We start from the raw sequence: 17,864 nt of genomic DNA, 5'->3' as shown, positions 1-17,864 counted from the left end.
GGCCATGGCGAATGGGCAGTGGTTTCCCGCGGACTGGCCGGACCGCATCCGCGCACTGGCGGACGGGACCCTCGAGCCGGTCGTGCCGAGGCGCGCGGCCACCGTCATGCTGCTGAAGGACACCGACGGCGGTCCCGTCGTCCACATGCTGCGCAGACGCGCCTCCATGGCCTTCGCCGGCGGGGCGTACGCCTATCCGGGCGGGGGAGTCGACCCGCGGGACGACGACCGTCACGTGCGCTGGGCGGGACCCACGCGCGCGTGGTGGGCCGAGCGGCTCGGGGTGGACGAGGCGGGGGCCCAGGCGATCGTCTGCGCGGCCGTACGGGAGACGTACGAGGAGGCGGGGGTCCTGCTCGCCGGGCCGGCCGCCGATTCCGTCGTGGGGGACACCACCGGCGCCGACTGGGAGGCCGACCGGGCCGCCCTGGTCGCCCGCGAGACGTCCTTCGCGGAGTTCCTCGACCGCCGCGGACTGGTACTGCGCTCCGACCTCCTGGGCGCCTGGACGCGCTGGATCACCCCGGAGTTCGAGCCCCGCCGCTACGACACCTGGTTCTTCGTCGCCGCGCTCCCGAAGGGGCAGCGCACCCGCAACGCGTCCACGGAGGCCGACCGCACGGTCTGGATCCGGCCGGCGGACGCGGCCGCGGCGTACGACGACGGCGAGCTGCTGATGATGCCTCCCACCATCGCGACCCTGCGCCAGTTGACGTCCTGCGCCACGGCCGCCGAGGCCGTGGCGGGCGCCGCCGCGCGCGATCTCACGCCCGTTCTGGCACGGGCGCGCCTCGATGACGGCGAGGTCGTGCTGACCTGGCCGGGCCACGACGAGTTCACCCGACACATCCCCACAGGTGGAGCCCCCGCATGACGGACGCAGCAGCCCTTCCCGGCCGGCCCCGCGGCGGGGTCCTCTCCGGTCCCGCGACCGCCCGCGCGGTCAACGTCCTGGCGCCCAACGCCTCCGCGATGACGCTGGACGGGACGAACACCTGGATCGTCGCCGAGCCGGACTCCGACCTGGCCGTCGTGATCGACCCGGGGCCGCTCCACGACGGCCATCTGCGCGCGGTCGTCGACACGGCGGAGAAGGCCGGCCGGCGCGTCGCCCTGACCCTGCTCACGCACGGTCACCCCGACCACGCCGAGGGCGCCGCCCGCTTCGCCGAGCTGACCGGCACCGAGGTGCGGGCCCTGGACCCCGGGCTGCGGCTCGGCGACGAGGGGCTGGCCGCCGGTGACGTGATCACCGTCGGCGGGCTGGAGCTGCGGGTCGTCCCGACGCCCGGTCACACCGCCGACTCCCTGTCGTTCCACCTTCCGGCCGACAGCGCCGTCCTGACCGGTGACACGGTCCTCGGCCGCGGTACGACGGTCGTGTCCCACCCCGACGGCCGTCTGGGCGACTACCTGGACTCCCTGCGGCGGCTGAGGTCCCTCACGGTCGACGACGGCGTCCACACGGTCCTCCCCGGCCACGGCCCCGTCCTGGAGGACGCCCAGGGCGCCGTCGAGTTCTACCTCGCCCACCGCGCCCACCGTCTGGCCCAGGTCGAGACGGCCGTCGAGAACGGCCACCGCACCGCCGAGGAGGTCGTGTCCCACGTCTACGCCGACGTGGACCGCTCCCTGTGGCCGGCCGCCGAGCTGTCCGTACGGGCACAGATGGAGTACCTGGAGGAGCACGGGCTCATCTAGGACATGTGCCGTCGCCCGGGCTCATCACTGAGCCCGGATTCGTCAACGGCCCGGATTCGTCAACGGCCTGCGGCCGCCGCAACGGCCTGCGACCGCCGTCGGCGGTCGGCCGTCGGCGGTCGGCCGTCGGCGGTCGCAAGGGTGGTCGGTGCCGTCGGTCAGCGCGACCGCTTCGCGAGCCGCTCCACGTCCAGCAGGATCACCGCGCGCGCCTCCAGGCGCAGCCATCCGCGCTGGGCGAAGTCGGCGAGTGCCTTGTTGACCGTCTCGCGGGAGGCGCCGACGAGCTGGGCCAGCTCCTCCTGCGTGAGGTCGTGGACGACGTGGATGCCTTCCTCGGACTGCACGCCGAAGCGGCGGGAGAGGTCCAGCAGGGCGCGGGCGACGCGGCCGGGCACGTCCGAGAAGACCAGGTCCGACATGGCGTCGTTGGTCTTGCGCAGGCGCCGGGCGACGGCGCGCAGCAGCGCGGAGGCCACCTCGGGGCGGGCGTTGAGCCAGGGCTGGAGGTCGCCGTGGCCGAGGCCCAGCAGCTTCACCTCGGTCAGCGCGGTGGCGGTCGCCGTACGCGGGCCGGGGTCGAAGAGCGACAGTTCGCCGATCAGCTCGCTGGGTCCGACCACCGCCAGCATGTTCTCCCGGCCGTCCGGGGACGTGCGGTGGAGCTTCACCTTGCCCTCGGTGACGACGTAGAGCCGGTCGCCCGGGTCGCCCTCGTGGAACAGGGAGTCGCCACGGGCGAGGGTCACCTCACTCATGGAGGCGCGCAGCTCCGCGGCCTGCTCGTCGTCGAGTGCCGCGAAGAGCGGGTTGCGCCGCAGAACGTCGTCCACGAGTTCTCTCCTTGTCGACCTGCTCAGGGGATCTTGCTCCCCTGTCTGCCAGGGGACCGTGTTCCCCATTTTGCCGGACGGTCCAAACAGTGTGATCTGTCACAAGGATGCCGCACAGGTGTCCTGAGGTGAGCGGCAGGGGTCCAATCGGGGGCTGATCTTCCGAGGCCAAGGCGGATGTCGGCGGTGGGCTTTAGGCTGGCCGGGTGTCCAAATCGCCGGTGAGAGTGCAGGCCTGAGGGGGTTGGGCGGTGGTTGTACGACAAGATTCCGCTGTGGGCGAACAGGCGTCCGGTGAGGGTGAGAAAGCGGCGAAGGTGACGAAGAAGGCGCCTATGAAGAAAGCGCCCGTGAAGAAGGAGCCCGTGGAGAAGGAGCCCCTGGGGGCAGGGTCCGTGGAGCGGAAGCCTGCCAGGCCATCGGCCGGGAAGACCCCGCCGGGAAAGGCGGCGCCCGCGGCGCGGAAGCCCGAGTCCCGTACGGCCCTCGTCCGCCGCGCACGCCGGATCAACCGCGAGCTCGCCGAGGTCTACCCCTACGCCCACCCTGAGCTCGACTTCGAGAACCCCTTCCAGCTGCTGGTCGCCACGGTCCTGTCCGCGCAGACCACCGACCTGCGGGTCAACCAGACCACCCCCGCCCTCTTCGCCAAGTACCCCACCCCCGAGGACCTGGCCGCCGCCGACCCGCAGGAGGTCGAGGAGATCCTCCGGCCGTGCGGCTTCTTCCGCGCCAAGACCAGGTCGGTGACCGGGCTGTCCAAGGCCCTGGTGGAGGAGTTCGACGGCGAGGTCCCCGGGAAGCTGGCGGACCTGGTCAAGCTGCCCGGCGTGGGCCGCAAGACCGCCTTCGTGGTGCTGGGCAACGCGTTCGGCAGGCCCGGCATCACCGTGGACACGCATTTCCAGCGGCTGGTACGGCGCTGGAAGTGGACCGAGGCGACCGACCCCGACAAGATCGAGGCGGAGATCGGCGCGCTCTTCCCCAAGAGCGACTGGACCGACCTCTCCCACCACGTCATCTGGCACGGCCGCCGCATCTGCCACGCCCGCAAGCCCGCCTGCGGGGCCTGTCCCATCGCCCCGCTCTGCCCGGCGTACGGCGAGGGCGAGACGGACCCGGAGAAGGCGACGAAGCTCCTGAAGTACGAGAAGGGCGGCTTCCCCGGCCAGCGCCTGAACCCGCCCCAGGCCTACCTGGACGCCGGAGGCCGGCCGGCGCCCCCGCTGGGGGCCGGATGACGGGAGCGACGGACCCGGGACCGGGCCCGCGTCCGATCGCGCGCTCCTTCCCGGTCCCGCGTCTGATCGCGTGCTCCTTCCCGGGCCCACGGTCGACCGGGCGCTCCTTCCCGGGCCCGCGTCCGATCGCGTGCTCCTTCCCGGGCCCACGGTCGACCGCGTGCCCTCTCTCCGGCCCCGGTGACGGCTCCCTGCCCCGCCCTCCGAACGCCCCGGCAGCGGCACGTGCCGCGGAACGATCTACGGGGGCTCGGGCGTTGGATTCGGCAGGACGGGGGTGGTGTCTCGGTGACAAGGGCGAGTGACACGCACGGCGGACCGGTGACGGTCAGCAGGGCGGGGCTGCCGGAGTGGCTGGAGCCGGTGGTGCGGGCCGTGGAGACGGTGGAGCCGCGGCAGTTGAGCCGGTTCCTGCCGCCGGAGGACGGCGCGGGACGGCAGTCCGCCGTGCTGATCCTCTTCGGGGAGGGTGAGCGCGGCCCCGAGCTGCTGCTCATGGAGCGGGCCAGCTCGCTGCGCTCGCATGCGGGGCAGCCCTCCTTCCCGGGCGGCGCCCTCGACCCGGAGGACGGCGATCCGTACGGCGACGGGCCGCTGCGGGCGGCCCTGCGGGAGGCCGAGGAGGAGACCGGCCTCGACCCGGCCGGTGTGCAGCTCTTCGGCGTGCTGCCCAAGCTGTACATCCCGGTCAGCGGCTTCGTCGTGACGCCGTGCCTCGGCTGGTGGCGGGAGCCGAGCCCGGTCGGCGTGGTCGATCCCGCCGAGACGGCCCGCGTCTTCACGGTCCCCGTGGCCGATCTCACGGACCCCGCGAACCGCGCCATGGCCGTGCACCCCTCGGGCCACCGCGGTGCGGCGTTCACGGTCGCCTCCGCCCTCGTCTGGGGGTTCACCGCCGGACTCATCGACCGCCTGCTGCACTACGCGGGATGGGAGCTGCCCTGGGACCGCGAGAAGCTGGTCCCGCTCGACTGGCGGTCATGACAGGGTGTCCCTCGTGAACGTGCTGGACATCCTGTTGCTGGTCGCGGCCGTGTGGTTCGCGGTGGTGGGCTACCGCCAGGGCTTCGTCGTCGGCATCCTGTCGGTGATCGGGTTCCTGGGCGGCGGCCTCGTCGCCGTGTATCTGCTGCCCGTCATCTGGGACGCGCTGACCGACAACGCCGAGGTCAGTACGACGGCCGCCGTCGTCGCGGTGGTCGTGGTGATCGTCTGCGCCTCCATCGGCCAGGCCCTGACCACCCACCTCGGCAACAAGCTGCGCCGGTACATCACCTGGTCGCCGGCCCGCGCGCTGGACGCCACCGGCGGCGCCCTCGTCAACGTCGTCGCCATGCTGCTCGTGGCATGGCTGATCGGCTCCGCGCTCGCCGGCACCACCCTGCCCACGCTGGGCAAGGAAGTCCGCAACTCCACGGTGCTGCACGGGGTCTCCCAGGCACTGCCGGACCAGGCCGACAACTGGTTCACCGACTTCTCCACCGTCCTCGCGCAGAACGGCTTTCCGCAGGTCTTCAGCCCGTTCTCCAACGAGCCGATCACCGACGTCCAGCCGCCCGACCCGGCGCTCGCGGGCAGCGCGGTGGCCACGCGTGCGCAGCGCTCCATCGTCAAGGTCATGGGCACCGCGGAGAGCTGCGGCAAGGTCCTGGAGGGCACCGGCTTCGTCTTCGACGAGCGCCGCGTCATGACCAACGCGCACGTGGTCGGCGGCGTCGACGAGCCCACCGTCCAGATAGGCGGCGAGGGCCGCAAGTACGACGCCACCATCGTGCTGTACGACTGGAAGCGCGACATCGCCGTCCTGGACGTACCGGACCTCGACGCACCCGTTCTGGAGTTCACCACCGCGGACGCGGCGAGCGGCGACAGCGCGATCGTCGCCGGCTTCCCCGAGAACGGGTCGTACGACGTCCGCGCCGCGCGCGTGCGCGGGCGCATCGACGCCAACGGCCCCGACATCTACCACCGCGGCACCGTCAGCCGTGAGGTCTACTCCCTGTACGCGACCGTCCGCCAGGGCAACTCCGGCGGCCCGCTGCTCACCCCCGAGGGCAAGGTGTACGGCGTGGTCTTCGCGAAGTCCCTCGACGACGCCGACACCGGATACGCGCTCACCGCGGACGAGATCGAACAGGACATCGCCCAGGGGCGCACCGCCGGCCAGGAAGTCGACAGCGACAACTGCGCCTTGTAGTCCTCCGCCGCACGCCGGGCGGCCCGCCGGACAGGCCCCACGCGGGCTCCGTACCCAAGCGGGCTCCGTACCCGCGCGGGATGCCCTGTGCGGGTGCCCGTGTGCATGCCCCGTCCGGGTCGCGGGTGCCCGTGCCCATGCCTCGTGCGGGTCGCGGGCGTCCCGTGTGCATGCCCCGTGCGGGTGATGCGTGCCTTGTGCCGGTGCGTCTGCGGCAGGTGCAGGTGCAGGTGCGACCGGGGGAGCGGCTGTGCCCGGGGGCAGGGGGACGCCGGACGGTGCCGTACGGGACGGAGCCCGCAGGAGGCGTGTCGCGGGGGGTGTCGTGGTGGGCCGGTCGTCAGCCGCGGGGGTGACGCAGGCGTACCGAGACCCAGCGGGCCCGGCGGCGCAGGATGCGCGGAATGCCCACGCGGAGGTCGCCGCCTTGCGGCGCGTAACCTCGCTCATGGGGGCTCAGGCCGGTGGCCGAGCGGCGGGTGCGTGCTGCGTCACTGTAGTCGTGCGTCCAGCCCATACCCCGACGTGTGCCCTCGCCCCAAGGTCGATAACCGCCCGGAGGGCAGCCAATTGGCCTATGCGCCGGGCAATTGGCTGTTCGTAGGACAGGTGTTCAGTCTCCGGATACCGGGCGCGACGACCCGGTCACCGATCGGGTTCGGGATCCTTCAGCCAGTTGAGCAGTTCGGTGGAGAAGGCGACCGGGTCCTCCTCGTGCGGGTAGTGGCCGAGCCCGTCGAACAGCCGCCAGCGGTAGGGCGCCTCGACGTACTCCCCGGAGCCGGCCGCGCTGCGGGTGCGCAGCACCGGGTCGAGGGAGCCGTGCAGGTGCAGCGTCGGCACGCGCACGGGCCGCTTCATGCGCCGGTAGAACTGGACACCGTCCGGCCGGGCCAGCGACCGCACCAGCCACCGGTACGGCTCCACCGAGCAGTGCGCCGTGGACGGGATGCACATCGCGCGCCGGTACGTCTCCAGCGCCTCGTCCTCCGGCGGCCGCGGCCCGGACCACTCTTGGAGCAGCCGGCCCACCAGTTCCCCGTCGTCCGCGGTCAGCTGCCGTTCCGGGATCCAGGGCCGCTGGAACCCCCAGATGTGCGAGCCGGCGGCGGTCTGCCGGACGTCGGTGAGCATCGCCGAGCGCCAGCGGCGGGGGTGCGGCATCGAGGCGACCGCGAGCCGCCGGACCAGCTTGGGGCGCATGACGGCCGCCGTCCACGCCAGGTAGCCGCCCAGATCGTGGCCGACCAGCGCGGCGTCCGGCTCCCCGAGGGAGCGGATCACGCCGGTGATGTCGAGGGCGAGGTTGGCGGGGTCGTAGCCGCGGGGGGTGCGGTCGCTGCCGCCGACGCCGCGCAGGTCCATGGCGACGGCCCGGAAGCCCGCGTCCGCGAGCGCGGTCAGCTGGTGCCGCCAGGTCCACCAGAACTGGGGGAAGCCGTGCACCAGCATCACGAGGGGGCCGTCGCCCAGCTCGGCGATGTGGAAGCGCGCGCCGTTCGCGGCGACCTCCCGGTGGGTCACCTTTCTGCCGTCGACCAGGTCGGGTCGTACGACTGCCGCGGGGGGCACCGGGGAGGGCTGCGCCGAAGGCGTCGCGGGGTCCGTCATGACGTCGAGCGTGCCACAGCCTCGATGGCCTGCGGGGCCCGGTCCTGCACGAGCTCGGGCCGCGGGTGCGGCTTCGCCTTCTGCAGGACCCCCGCGGACTCCTTCACGGAGGCGGCCACCTTCTGCGGACCCTTCCCCTTCTTGGCCTTCTTCGCGAAGACGACGCCGATCAGCACGAGGACCAGGGCCACGAGGACGTTGGCCGCGAACGACAGCAGGAAGCAGACGGCGAGGTTCCAGCGGCTCCAGGTCCGGATGCCGTAGGCGAGGGCGAAGTTCAGCATCGGCAGCGAGAAGAGGAGGACCGCGCCGGCCAGCGAGAACGCGCCGCCGCTCGTCGCGCCCCGCTTGACGTCCTGCCTGAGCTGCGCCTTCGCCAGCGCGATCTCGTCGTGCACCAGCGCCGACATCTCGGTCGTCGCGGAGGCGAACAGCTGGCCGATGCTTCGTTCTGCGCCGACCGGGCTGCCGTCGGGTGCGCTCATCGCGGTCTCCCTCGTCTTGTACGGTTCCGCCGTCTTCTGCCTGACTGCGTACGGTCCCGTCTTTTGTACCGTCCCGTCAGATCATGCCGGACGGTCGCCCTCCTCGCCCGCCCCGCCCGCGACTTCGGCCCGCCTGGGGCGTGTGGTCGGCTCTCCGGACGGCGCCCCGGACGTCACCCGGGCCTGTTCCTCGGCGATCCGACGGTGTTCGGCGGCCTTGCGGTCGTAGATCTCGGCCATGCGCAGGTGGTACGCCGGGTCGTCCTGTTCGTAGACGTCCGGGATGCCGTCGAGGTCGTCGTCGCGCTCCTCCTCCTCGCTCATCCGGCGGTACCCGGCGTTACGCACCTTCAGCAGGACGGTCGCCAGGCACGCCGCGATCACTGAGCCCACCAGGACGGCGGCCTTGACCTCGCCGGTGAGGGCCGCATCACCCTCGAACGCCAGTTCCCCGATGAGCAGGGAGACGGTGAAGCCGATGCCGGCGAGCGACGCGACGGCGAAGACGTCCGCCCAGGCGAGGTCCTTGCTCAGGGAGGCCCGGGTGAACCGGACCGTGAGCCAGGACCCGCCGAAGATGCCGATCGTCTTGCCGACGACGAGACCCAGGACGACACCTAGGGTCTCCGGCCGGGAGAACACGTCCGCGAGCGCGCTGCCCGAGAGCGCCACACCAGCGCTGAACAGGGCGAACAGCGGAACGGCAAGGCCTGCGGAGAGGGGGCGCACGAGATGCTCGATGCGCTCACCCGGAGACTGCTCCTCGCCCTCCCGGAGGGTGCAGCGCAACATCAGGCCCATGGCGACGCCGGCGATGGTGGCGTGGATGCCGCTGTTGTACATCAGGGCCCAGATGACGACCGCGAGCGGAACGTACACGTACCAGCCGCGCACGCCCGCGCGCAGCAGCAGCCAGAACAGCGCGAGGCCGGCGGCCGCGCCGCCGAGCGCGGCGAAGTCGAGGGACTCCGTGAAGAAGACCGCGATGATCAGGATCGCGAACAGGTCGTCGACGACGGCGAGCGTGAGCAGGAAGGCCCGCAGGGAACTCGGCAGCGAGGTGCCGATGACGGCGAGCACGGCCAGCGCGAAGGCGATGTCGGTGGCGGTGGGCACGGCCCAGCCGTCGGTCGCTCCCCCGCCCATGAGATTGGTCAGCGTGTAGACCAGCGCCGGTACGGCCATGCCGCACAGGGCGGCCACCACGGGCAGCACGGCGGCCCTGGGGTCCCTCAGATCACCGGCGACCAGCTCACGTTTGAGCTCGATGCCGGCGACGAAGAAGAAGACGGCGAGCAGGCCGTCGGCGGCCCAGTGCGCGATCGACAGGTTCAGGCCGAGGGCCTCGGGGCCGAGGTGGAAGTGGCTGACGCTCTCGTAGCTGTCGTGCACGGCGGGGACGTTCGCCCAGATCAGCGCGGCGACGGCGGCGACGAGCAGGATCACACCACCGACGGTCTCGGTGCGGAGCGCGTCCGCGACGTAGGTCCGCTCGGGGAGGGACAGCCGTCCGAGGGCCTTGCGGGGGGCGGGAGTGCGGGGCGGCGTGGTCACGGGGAAGGCCTCCGGTGGGTGGGCAGGACGGAACACCTGCCGACCAGACTTCCCGGCACACCTGTTTGCTCATTTTACGTAAGGCGCGTGAAGAGGGGCACCCGGTGGTGCACCGGTCCACCGGGTGCCCGGGGACGACGTTCTCAGTCGTCCCCGGGCACCGGTCGCCGTTCTCAGCCGCCGGGCTCAGCCGCCGTTCCGAGTTGACGGGCTCAGCCGATGGGCTCAGCTGTCGTACTCGGTCGGCGTCCTTTCAGCCGCTTGTTCCTTCGCTTCCGGTCGACGTTCACGGCCGTCCCGGTCGGCCGTCGTGGCGGCTCAGTCCTCGCTCGGTGCGGCCGGCAGTTTGGCCTGGATGAGATCCATGACCGTCGAGTCACTGAGCGTGGTCACGTCACCGACCTGACGGTTCTCGGCGACGTCCCGCAGCAGGCGGCGCATGATCTTGCCGGAGCGGGTCTTCGGCAGTTCGGCCACCGGGAGGATGCGCTTCGGCTTGGCGATGGGGCCGAGGGTGGCGCCGACGTGGTTGCGCAGGTCGTTGACGAGGGCCTCGTCCTCCGACGCCGTACCGCGCAGGATCACGAAGGCGACGATCGCCTGGCCCGTCGTCTCGTCCGTCGCGCCGACGACGGCCGCCTCGGCCACCGCCGGGTGGGAGACCAGCGCGGACTCCACCTCGGTGGTGGAGATGTTGTGGCCCGACACGAGCATCACGTCGTCGACCCGGCCGAGGAGCCAGATGTCGCCGTCGTCGTCCTTCTTCGCGCCGTCGCCGGCGAAGTACTTGCCCTCGAAGCGCGACCAGTAGGTGTCGAGGAAGCGCTGGTCGTCGCCCCAGATGGTGCGCAGCATGGACGGCCACGGCTCGGTGAGGACCAGGTAGCCGCCCCCGCCGTCGGGCACCTCGTTCGCCTCGTCGTCGACGACGGTGGCCGCGATACCGGGCAGCGGGCGCTGGGCCGAGCCGGGCTTGGCCTCGGTGACGCCCGGCAGCGGCGAGATCATCATCGCGCCGGTCTCGGTCTGCCACCAGGTGTCGACGACGGGGGTGCGGTCGGCGCCGATGTGCTTGCGGTACCAGATCCAGGCCTCGGGGTTGATCGGCTCCCCGACGGACCCCAGGACGCGCAGGCTGGAGAGGTCGAACTTCGCGGGGATGTCGTCGCCCCACTTCATGAACGTACGGATCGCGGTCGGCGCCGTGTACAGGATCGTCACGCCGTACTTCTGGACGATCTCCCAGAAGCGGCCCTGGTGCGGGGTGTCCGGCGTGCCCTCGTACATGACCTGCGTCGCGCCGTTCGCCAGCGGCCCGTACACGATGTACGAGTGCCCGGTGACCCAGCCGACGTCGGCGGTGCACCAGTAGACGTCCGTCTCCGGCTTGAGGTCGAAGACGGCGTGGTGGGTGTACGCGGTCTGGGTGAGGTAGCCGCCGGAGGTGTGCAGGATGCCCTTCGGCTTCCCCGTGGTGCCGGAGGTGTAGAGGATGAACAGCGGGTGCTCGGCCTCGAACGCCTCCGGCGTGTGCTCCGCCGACTGCCGCCCGACGATCTCGTGCCACCACTGGTCGCGGCTGCCGTCCCAGGCGACGTCCTGGCCCGTGCGGCGGACCACGAGCACATGCTCGACGTTGTCGACCTTGGCGACCGCCTCGTCGACGGCCGGCTTGAGCGCGGACGGCTTGCCGCGCCGGTAGCCGCCGTCCGCCGTGATGACGACCTTGGCGTCGGCGTCCTGGATCCGGGTCGCCAGCGCGTCCGCCGAGAAACCGCCGAAGACGACCGAGTGCGCGGCGCCGATACGGGCGCACGCCAGCATCGCGACCGCCGTCTCAGGGATCATCGGCATGTAGACGGCGACCCGGTCGCCCTTGCGGACCCCCAGCTCCAGCAGGGCGTTGGCGGCCCGGGAGACCTCGTCCTTGAGCTCGGCGTAGGTGATCGCGCGGCTGTCGCCGGGCTCACCCTCGAAGTGGATCGCGACCCGGTCGCCGTGCCCGGCCTCCACATGCCGGTCCACGCAGTTGTACGCGACGTTGAGCTCGCCGTCCTCGAACCACTTGGCGAACGGCGGGTTCGACCAGTCCAGCGTCTCCGTCGGCTCCTTGGCCCAGGTCAGCCGGCGGGCCTGCGCGGCCCAGAAGCCGAGCCTGTCAGCCTTGGCCTGTTCGTACGCCTCCGCCGTCACATTGGCGTGGGCCGCCAGGTCGGCGGGGGGCGCGAACCTGCGCTCCTCCTTGAGCAGGTTGGAAAGGGAGGACGACTCGCTCACTGTTCCCTCTCCTTCCCGGACAGGTTGGCCAGGCTCTCGTTGCTCACGACATCTCCCTCTCGCAGGGTGTCCGATGTGTCCCAGGCCACACCTCATCAGACCCGGGGGCCCGGTGACAAGGGGCGACGGACAAATGGTTTAGACCTGTGGGCGGTGTTCTCGGCTCGCTTCCCGTGGCCGGCCCCGACCGTCGACCGGGGGGTCATCCGTAGCCACGGACACCGACCGGGCCGAGTTCAGCCTCAGTAACGCCTTTCACATCCCCACCCGAGGACGAGTGAAGCGCCGCCTGGGCGAGGGCGGCCCGAAGGGGCAAGGTGGGAGTGGCGGTCGCAGGGGGGCACAGTCGGTCGCTGGGAACCGGGACACCTCGGAACCCGACGTGCCAGGGGATCCGGCACGGCCGAGGCCGGAACCGTCCACGCGCTCAAGAGCAAGCTGCTGTCGCCCTGCGCGGTAGAGCTGTGACCGCAGCGCCGGGCCGGTGACGGGGCCGGTGTGCGACCCCGCCCCGACGGGTCCGCGCACCGGCGCCGGGTTCACACCGACACGTCCATCACCCCCACGTGGTCGAACACCTCGCCGTCGCTCTTGTCTCCCTCCGCGAGCAGATACGCCTGTGCCTCGCCCACGTGGAAGTACATTCCGTGCAGCTCCAGCGCCCCGGCCCGCAGTGCCCGGGCCACCGACTCATGGCCGCGCAGGTGGTCCAGCTGCTGGACCACATTGATCAGGCCGAGCTGTTCGACCGCGTCGGCCGGCGCCCGTCCGGCCAGCCGGACCCAGGGGCGGTCCGAGTCGGCCATCCGCTCCAGGCTCGGCAGTCCGAGTCTCAGCCATCGCTTCAACGGAGTCTGCGCCGCACCCGGTTCGGAGGCGAGGAGCGCCTGCATGGCCCCGCACCCGGAGTGCCCGCACACCGTGATGGATCGCACCTTGAGCACGTCCACCGCGTATTCGATGGCGGCCGCCACCGAGTCGTCCCCGCTCTCCTCCCCGGGTGGCGGAACCAGATTGCCCACGTTCCGTACGACGAACAGGTCGCCGGGACCACTGGAGGTGATCATCGACGTGACCAGCCGTGAGTCCGCGCAGGTGAGGAACAGATGGGACGGTTGCTGCCCCTCGCGGGCCAGTCGCGCCAGTTCGCCTCGCACCAGCGGGGCGGTGTTCCGGTGGAATGCGTTGATCCCTCGTACGAGTTGGTGTGCGCTCGGTTCGGATCCGGCAGATCTGGCTGGGGTGGCCGGTTCGGATGCGATTGACCCGTTGGGGGTGGCCGGTTCGGATTCGGCGGACCCGTCGGGGGTGGTCGGTCGGGAGTCGGCCGGCCTGCCCGGAGTGGTGCCCGAAGCGGTCGGTTTGGAGCCGGTGGCTCTGCCCGGGGCGGCCGGCTCCTCGGACGTCGGCGTGGTGGTCTCCTCCGAACCGTCCGCCTCCTCGCCCGCGTCGGACGTGGTGGGCCCCTCCGGCCGGCCGCCTGCTTCCCCGGCCGACGGCCGCTCCTCCGGCTTCCCGTCGGTCCGGTCGACGGGCGAGGACGAGGGTGAGGACGGGGGCGCGGACGGCGGGACCTCGCACTGGTGGTTGCGCCAAGGCGTCCAGGGACGGCATCGGCAGCCGGCTCTGGGGTCGCCCGTCACCGGGTCGGAGTCGGTGGCCTCGACGGCGGTGGGCTCGGCGACCTTCACCCCGCTGCCGGGGCTGCGGCCGGTCAGTTCGACCGAACCTCCCTGCGCGGTGTGCGTCTTCTGCCAGTCCTGGAGGGTCTCGTACGCCGCGTGGTCCATGAAGGACCCGTCCAACTCGACCACGACCGGGGAGCCGTGGGGCACCAGGTGCAGGGCGCGGCTGAGCCGTGGCACCGCGAGGAACGTCAACTGTCCTCGTACGTGCAGGTGATGGACTCCTTCCCTTTCGTCGTGGGTGATGCGGGTGCGGGCGAGGCGGTGCAGGGATACGGCGACGGCCACGGCGATCCCCAGCGCCACGCCCTCCAGGACGCCGAGGAGCACCACGCCGAGGGTGGTGACGGCGTACACCGGCACCTCTCGGTGGCGGGTCACCGTGCGGATGTGGTGCAGGGACACCATCTGGATGCCGACGGCCATGACCAGGGCGGCGAGCGAGGCGAGGGGGATGAACTCCAGGACCGGGACCATCAGCAGCGCGGCGACTACTACGAGAACGCCGTGCAGCATCGTGGAGTTCCGGCTCACCGCACCGGAACGGACATTGGCGGTACTGCGCACGGCCACGCCGGCGACGGGCAGTCCGCCGAGTGCGCCGGAGACGATGTTGGCGGAGCCCTGCCCGAGCAGCTCACGGTCGAGGTCGGAGCGGCCGACCCGGGGGGACTGCCCGGGGCGGGAGGCGATCAGCTTGTCCACCGCGACCGCGCCGAGCAGCGACTGCACACTGCACACCAGCGTGATGGTGAGCACGGACGTAAGGAGACCGAGCACCGGTCCGTCGGGCAGCCCGGCCAGGGCGTGACTTCTCCAGGACGGCAGCTCGACCCTGGGCTGGGTCAGGTCGGCGAGTGCGGCGGTCGCGGTGGCGACGGCGACGGCGACGAGTGCCGCGGGCAGCGTGCGCAGCAGCCTGCCCGCCCGGCCGGGCAGGCGCGGCCAGAGCAGCAGCAGGACGAGAGTGAGGGCGCTGACGGCGACGGCGGCGGGATGGAGGGCCGCCAACTGGGCCGGTAGTGCACGGACGTTGTCGAGGACGGAGCTCTGCGGGCTGCCGCCGAGGACGATGTGGAGCTGGGCCACGGCGATGGTGACGCCGATGCCGGCGAGCATGCCGTGCACGATCGCTGGACTGACGGCGAGTGCGCTGCGTGCCACACGCAGGCAGCCGAGCCCGAGCTGGGCCAGTCCGGCGAGGACGGTGATGGCGCACGTCGTCCGCCAGCCGTAGCGGTGGATGAGGTCGGCGGTGACGACGGTCAGCCCGGCTGCGGGGCCGCTGACCTGGAGCGGCGAACCGCCGAGCCGCCCGGCGACGATCCCGCCTACGGCGGCCGCGACAAGACCGGCCTGCAGGGGTGCGCCGGTGGCGAGGGCGATGCCGAGGGACAGGGGCAGGGCAATCAGGAAGACCGCTACAGAGGCGGACACGTCGGCGCCGGCTACCTGGAAGCGCCGCCGCCGGGGCGGTGGGGGGCTGTGTGGGGGATGGACGCGCCGGGTGTGCGACGAGTCGGACGTGCGGGTGGGGACGCAGGCTGACATGTTTCCCGTCTCCTCCGGGGCAGCGCGGTCGCGGAACAGGTGGTCCCCCGTCGGTGGCGGGGCGGTCGCGGCCGTGGGTCACGGCGTGCAGTGGCGGGATGAAGAATCAACGCTCAGTAAATAGATCGTAATGCAGAGTAAAGGCCAAGCATGGACTTTCCTGGCAAATAGGTCAATAGATCACCCAAAGGGGTGAAGCAGGCCTTTTATCGGCTTGTCGTACTAATTCCTTCTCGGTCCCGTGCGACCTTGGCGGCGCTGTCGGCTCCTCCCGACATGCCACCCGCCGAACGCCCCTGTCGGTGTCGGCCTGAGAGAAGGAAGAAGGTGGGCGGAAGATGGCCGCCACCCAGAGGATCGCTGTGGGCGCCGCGGTTGCCGCGACCGTCGCCGTATCGCTTGCGGGCTGCACGACAGGAACCGGCGGAACCGACGGTCCCCGGGAAGGGGCGCCGGGCCCGCAGCGGGGCGAGTGGGCCCCGGCTACCCGGAAGGGCGAGCAGGCCCCGGCCCCTGAGGGCGCGGTCCGCCTGATCGGCGACGGCTCCACCGCCTTCACCGGTTCCCAGCCGTACCTGCCCAGACCAGAACGTCTGAAGCCGGGCCGGAAGCCGCCACAGTTCGTCGTCTTCTCCTGGGACGGTGCCGGCGAGGACAGCCAGCGGCTGTTCTCACACTTCCGCAAGGTGTCCAAGGAGAACGACGCCACGATGACGTACTTCCTCAGCGGCGTGTACCTGCTGCCGGACGACAAGCGCGACCTCTACAAGCCTCCCCAGCACTCGCCGGGCCGCTCGGACATCGGCTTCAACGACCGTCAGGGCATCGCCGCCACCGTGAAGCAACTGCGCCTGGCCTGGCTGGAGGGCAACGAGATCGGCACCCACTTCAACGGCCACTTCTGCGGCAAGGGCGGCGGGGTCGGCGAGTGGTCGGTGGAGGAGTGGAAGGAGGAGATCGCCCAGGCCAAGCAGTTCGTGAAGACCTGGAAGGGCAACACCGGCATGAAGACGGCGGCGCCGCTGCCCTTCGACTACGACAAGGAACTCATCGGGGCCCGCACCCCCTGCCTCGAAGGCCGGGAGAACTTCATGAAGGCGGCCCGCGACCTCGGCTTCCGCTACGACACCAGCGGTGTCAACAACCAGGTCTGGCCCGAGAAGCAACAGGGCCTGTGGGACCTGTCGATGCAGCTCGTGCCCTTCCCCGGCCACTCGTACGAGCAGCTCACCATGGACTACAACTTCATGGTCAACCAGTCCGGCACCACCACCCAGGGCGACCCCGACAAGCACGCCTACTGGGGGGACCAGATGCGCGACGGCCTGCTCGGCGGCTTCCGGCGCGCCTATGACGGCAACCGCGCGCCCCTGATCATCGGCAACCACTTCGAGTCCTGGAACGGCGGCGCCTACATGCGCGCCGTCGAGGAGGTCGTGGAGACCGTCTGCACCAAGGAGGACGTGCGCTGTGTCTCCTTCCGGCAGCTGGCCGACTGGCTGGACGCCCAGGAGCCGCGGGTCCTGGCCAAGCTGCGCACTCTGGAGGTCGGCGAGTCCCCGAGGCAGGGCTGGGAGACATTCCTCTCCGGCCACCCTGCCCCGGCCCCGAAGGGCGTCCCCGGGGCGCCGCCGGCCCGGCAGTAGGCGCCGGGCGGGCGCTTGGCGCGCCGGGCGGGCCGGCGCGCGTGGCCGACCACGCGGGGGCGGCTACGCGGCGGCTGTCACGCGGTGGCGGTCACGCGGTGGCGGTCACGCTCTCACGCAGGACGAAACCGGGGTCGACCTGGGCGGCCAGGTCGGCTCCGGTCCGCTCATTGCCCCAGGACCGGGCGTTCTTGAGGTGGAAGTGCACCATTTGGCGGGTGTAACGCTCCCAGTCGCGCCCCTCGTACGCCGCGTCGACGGTCGAGCGCAGCAGGTCCAGGGCGTGGCGGTTGGCGTCCTCCAGGGCGTCGAACCGGGGCGGCCTGCCCTTTTCCATGGCGCGCACCCAGGGCGACTGTCCGACCGTCACGAGCAGGTCATCCCCGACCTCGGCGCGGAGGAAGTCGAGGTCGTCCTGACCCTGCACCTTGTTGCCGACGACCCTCAGCTGAACGCCGAAGTCCCGGGCGTACTCCTTGTACTGGCGGTAGACGGAGACCCCCTTCCGGGTCGGCTCGGCGACGAGGAACGTGACGTCGAAGCGGGTGAACATGCCGGAGGCGAAGGAGTCCGAGCCCGCCGTCATGTCGACCACGACGTACTCGTCACGGCCGTCCACCAGGTGGTTCAGGCACAGCTCCACCGCTCCCGTCTTGGAGTGGTAGCAGGCGACCCCCAGGTCGGCGTCCGTGAAGGGGCCCGTGACCATCAAACGGACGACGCTGCCGTCGAGTTCCACGGTGCGTGCGCAGGCGTCGTACACCGGGTTCTCCTCGCGCACCCGCAGCAGCCGTGAGCCCGCGCCGGGCGGCGTCGTCTTGATCATCGTCTCGGTGGAGGCGATGCGGGGGTTGGAGCCGCGCAGGTACTCCTTGATCAGTGGCAGCCGGTCGCCCATCGCGGGCAGCGCGGCGGCGTCCGCGTCGTCGAGACCGAGCGCTGCGCCCAGGTGCTGGTTGATGTCCGCGTCGATCGCGAGCACGGGCGCGCCGATGGCGGCGAGACGACGGATGAACAGGGAGGACAGGGTGGTCTTGCCGCTGCCGCCCTTCCCGACGAAAGCAATTTTCATGTTCACCAAGA

The 17,864-nt window shown here is 71.5% G+C and carries 13 protein-coding genes; 6 read left to right on the top strand and 7 right to left on the bottom strand.

Features of this window, described 5'->3' with window-relative positions; all coding sequences use genetic code 11:
- Positions 1-4 precede the first annotated feature (4 nt).
- A complete protein-coding gene (locus ACIP67_RS04870; RefSeq protein WP_401687431.1) occupies positions 5-874 on the top strand; it encodes an NUDIX hydrolase in 870 nt (289 codons plus the stop codon).
- On the top strand, positions 871-1,701 hold the full coding sequence (locus ACIP67_RS04865; RefSeq protein WP_401687428.1) for an MBL fold metallo-hydrolase: 831 nt from the start codon (positions 871-873) through the stop codon (positions 1,699-1,701). Before ACIP67_RS04870 ends, ACIP67_RS04865 begins: the two co-directional genes overlap by 4 nt.
- 158 nt (positions 1,702-1,859) lie before the next feature.
- On the opposite strand, the gene ACIP67_RS04860 is transcribed toward ACIP67_RS04865, so the two are convergent.
- Positions 1,860-2,534, bottom strand: a complete 675-nt coding sequence (locus ACIP67_RS04860; RefSeq protein WP_133928442.1) for a Crp/Fnr family transcriptional regulator — start codon at positions 2,532-2,534, stop codon at positions 1,860-1,862.
- Positions 2,535-2,785: 251 nt separating this feature from the next.
- On the opposite strand from ACIP67_RS04860, the gene nth reads away from it, so the two are divergent.
- The 3 genes from nth (at position 2,786) to ACIP67_RS04845 (ending at position 5,972) form a co-directional block, all read left to right on the top strand.
- Positions 2,786-3,775, top strand: coding sequence for an endonuclease III (nth, locus tag ACIP67_RS04855; RefSeq protein ID WP_401687424.1), 990 nt, complete (start codon positions 2,786-2,788; stop codon positions 3,773-3,775).
- 288 nt (positions 3,776-4,063) lie between these two features.
- Positions 4,064-4,759 carry an NUDIX hydrolase gene (locus ACIP67_RS04850; protein ID WP_401687421.1) on the top strand — a complete coding sequence of 232 codons (696 nt, stop codon included), beginning with the start codon at positions 4,064-4,066 and terminating at the stop codon, positions 4,757-4,759.
- A 13-nt stretch (positions 4,760-4,772) separates the two neighbouring features.
- Complete coding sequence (locus ACIP67_RS04845) at positions 4,773-5,972, top strand: MarP family serine protease (protein WP_401687418.1); 1,200 nt, start codon at positions 4,773-4,775, stop codon at positions 5,970-5,972.
- Positions 5,973-6,617: 645 nt separating this feature from the next.
- Here ACIP67_RS04845 and ACIP67_RS04840 read toward each other — a convergent pair.
- From ACIP67_RS04840 to ACIP67_RS04820, 5 genes are all read right to left on the bottom strand, one after another.
- A complete protein-coding gene (locus tag ACIP67_RS04840; protein WP_401687415.1) occupies positions 6,618-7,583 on the bottom strand; it encodes an alpha/beta fold hydrolase in 966 nt (321 codons plus the stop codon).
- A complete protein-coding gene (locus ACIP67_RS04835; protein ID WP_401687412.1) occupies positions 7,580-8,068 on the bottom strand; it encodes a phage holin family protein in 489 nt (162 codons plus the stop codon). Before ACIP67_RS04835 ends, ACIP67_RS04840 begins: the two co-directional genes overlap by 4 nt.
- Before the next feature lie 81 nt (positions 8,069-8,149).
- A complete protein-coding gene (nhaA, locus tag ACIP67_RS04830) occupies positions 8,150-9,622 on the bottom strand; it encodes a Na+/H+ antiporter NhaA (protein WP_401687409.1) in 1,473 nt (490 codons plus the stop codon).
- 318 nt (positions 9,623-9,940) lie between these two features.
- Positions 9,941-11,899, bottom strand: a complete 1,959-nt coding sequence (gene acs, locus ACIP67_RS04825) for an acetate--CoA ligase (RefSeq protein WP_401687406.1) — start codon at positions 11,897-11,899, stop codon at positions 9,941-9,943.
- A gap of 539 nt (positions 11,900-12,438) precedes the next feature.
- On the bottom strand, positions 12,439-15,135 hold the full coding sequence (locus ACIP67_RS04820; protein WP_401687403.1) for a bifunctional SulP family inorganic anion transporter/carbonic anhydrase: 2,697 nt from the start codon (positions 15,133-15,135) through the stop codon (positions 12,439-12,441).
- 338 nt (positions 15,136-15,473) lie between these two features.
- Between ACIP67_RS04820 and ACIP67_RS04815 the strand changes: the two genes are divergently transcribed.
- Positions 15,474-16,781, top strand: a complete 1,308-nt coding sequence (locus ACIP67_RS04815; protein WP_401687400.1) for a hypothetical protein — start codon at positions 15,474-15,476, stop codon at positions 16,779-16,781.
- A gap of 91 nt (positions 16,782-16,872) precedes the next feature.
- Here the strand turns inward: ACIP67_RS04815 and ACIP67_RS04810 are convergent, their stop codons facing one another.
- A complete protein-coding gene (locus tag ACIP67_RS04810) occupies positions 16,873-17,853 on the bottom strand; it encodes an ATP-binding protein (RefSeq protein WP_401687397.1) in 981 nt (326 codons plus the stop codon).
- Positions 17,854-17,864 lie beyond the last annotated feature (11 nt).

The sequence above is a fragment of the Streptomyces sp. NPDC088812 genome (assembly GCF_044750285.1).
In the GTDB taxonomy this organism is placed as follows: Bacteria; Actinomycetota; Actinomycetes; order Streptomycetales; family Streptomycetaceae; genus Streptomyces.
Note: the sequence above shows the minus strand (reverse complement) of the source record. Positions and strands in the feature narration are given on the sequence as shown.

What these genes read in the sequence shown, in the direction of transcription:
- ACIP67_RS04870 (WP_401687431.1), top strand. Translation starts at nt 5, where the DNA reads ATGGCGAATGGGCAGTGGTTTCCCGCGGACTGGCCGGACCGCATCCGC.
- ACIP67_RS04815 (WP_401687400.1), top strand. Translation starts at nt 15,474, where the DNA reads ATGGCCGCCACCCAGAGGATCGCTGTGGGCGCCGCGGTTGCCGCGACC.
- ACIP67_RS04820 (WP_401687403.1), bottom strand. Translation starts at nt 15,135, where the DNA reads ATGTCAGCCTGCGTCCCCACCCGCACGTCCGACTCGTCGCACACCCGG.
- ACIP67_RS04840 (WP_401687415.1), bottom strand. Translation starts at nt 7,583, where the DNA reads ATGACGGACCCCGCGACGCCTTCGGCGCAGCCCTCCCCGGTGCCCCCC.
- ACIP67_RS04810 (WP_401687397.1), bottom strand. Translation starts at nt 17,853, where the DNA reads ATGAAAATTGCTTTCGTCGGGAAGGGCGGCAGCGGCAAGACCACCCTG.
- ACIP67_RS04865 (WP_401687428.1), top strand. Translation starts at nt 871, where the DNA reads ATGACGGACGCAGCAGCCCTTCCCGGCCGGCCCCGCGGCGGGGTCCTC.
- ACIP67_RS04835 (WP_401687412.1), bottom strand. Translation starts at nt 8,068, where the DNA reads ATGAGCGCACCCGACGGCAGCCCGGTCGGCGCAGAACGAAGCATCGGC.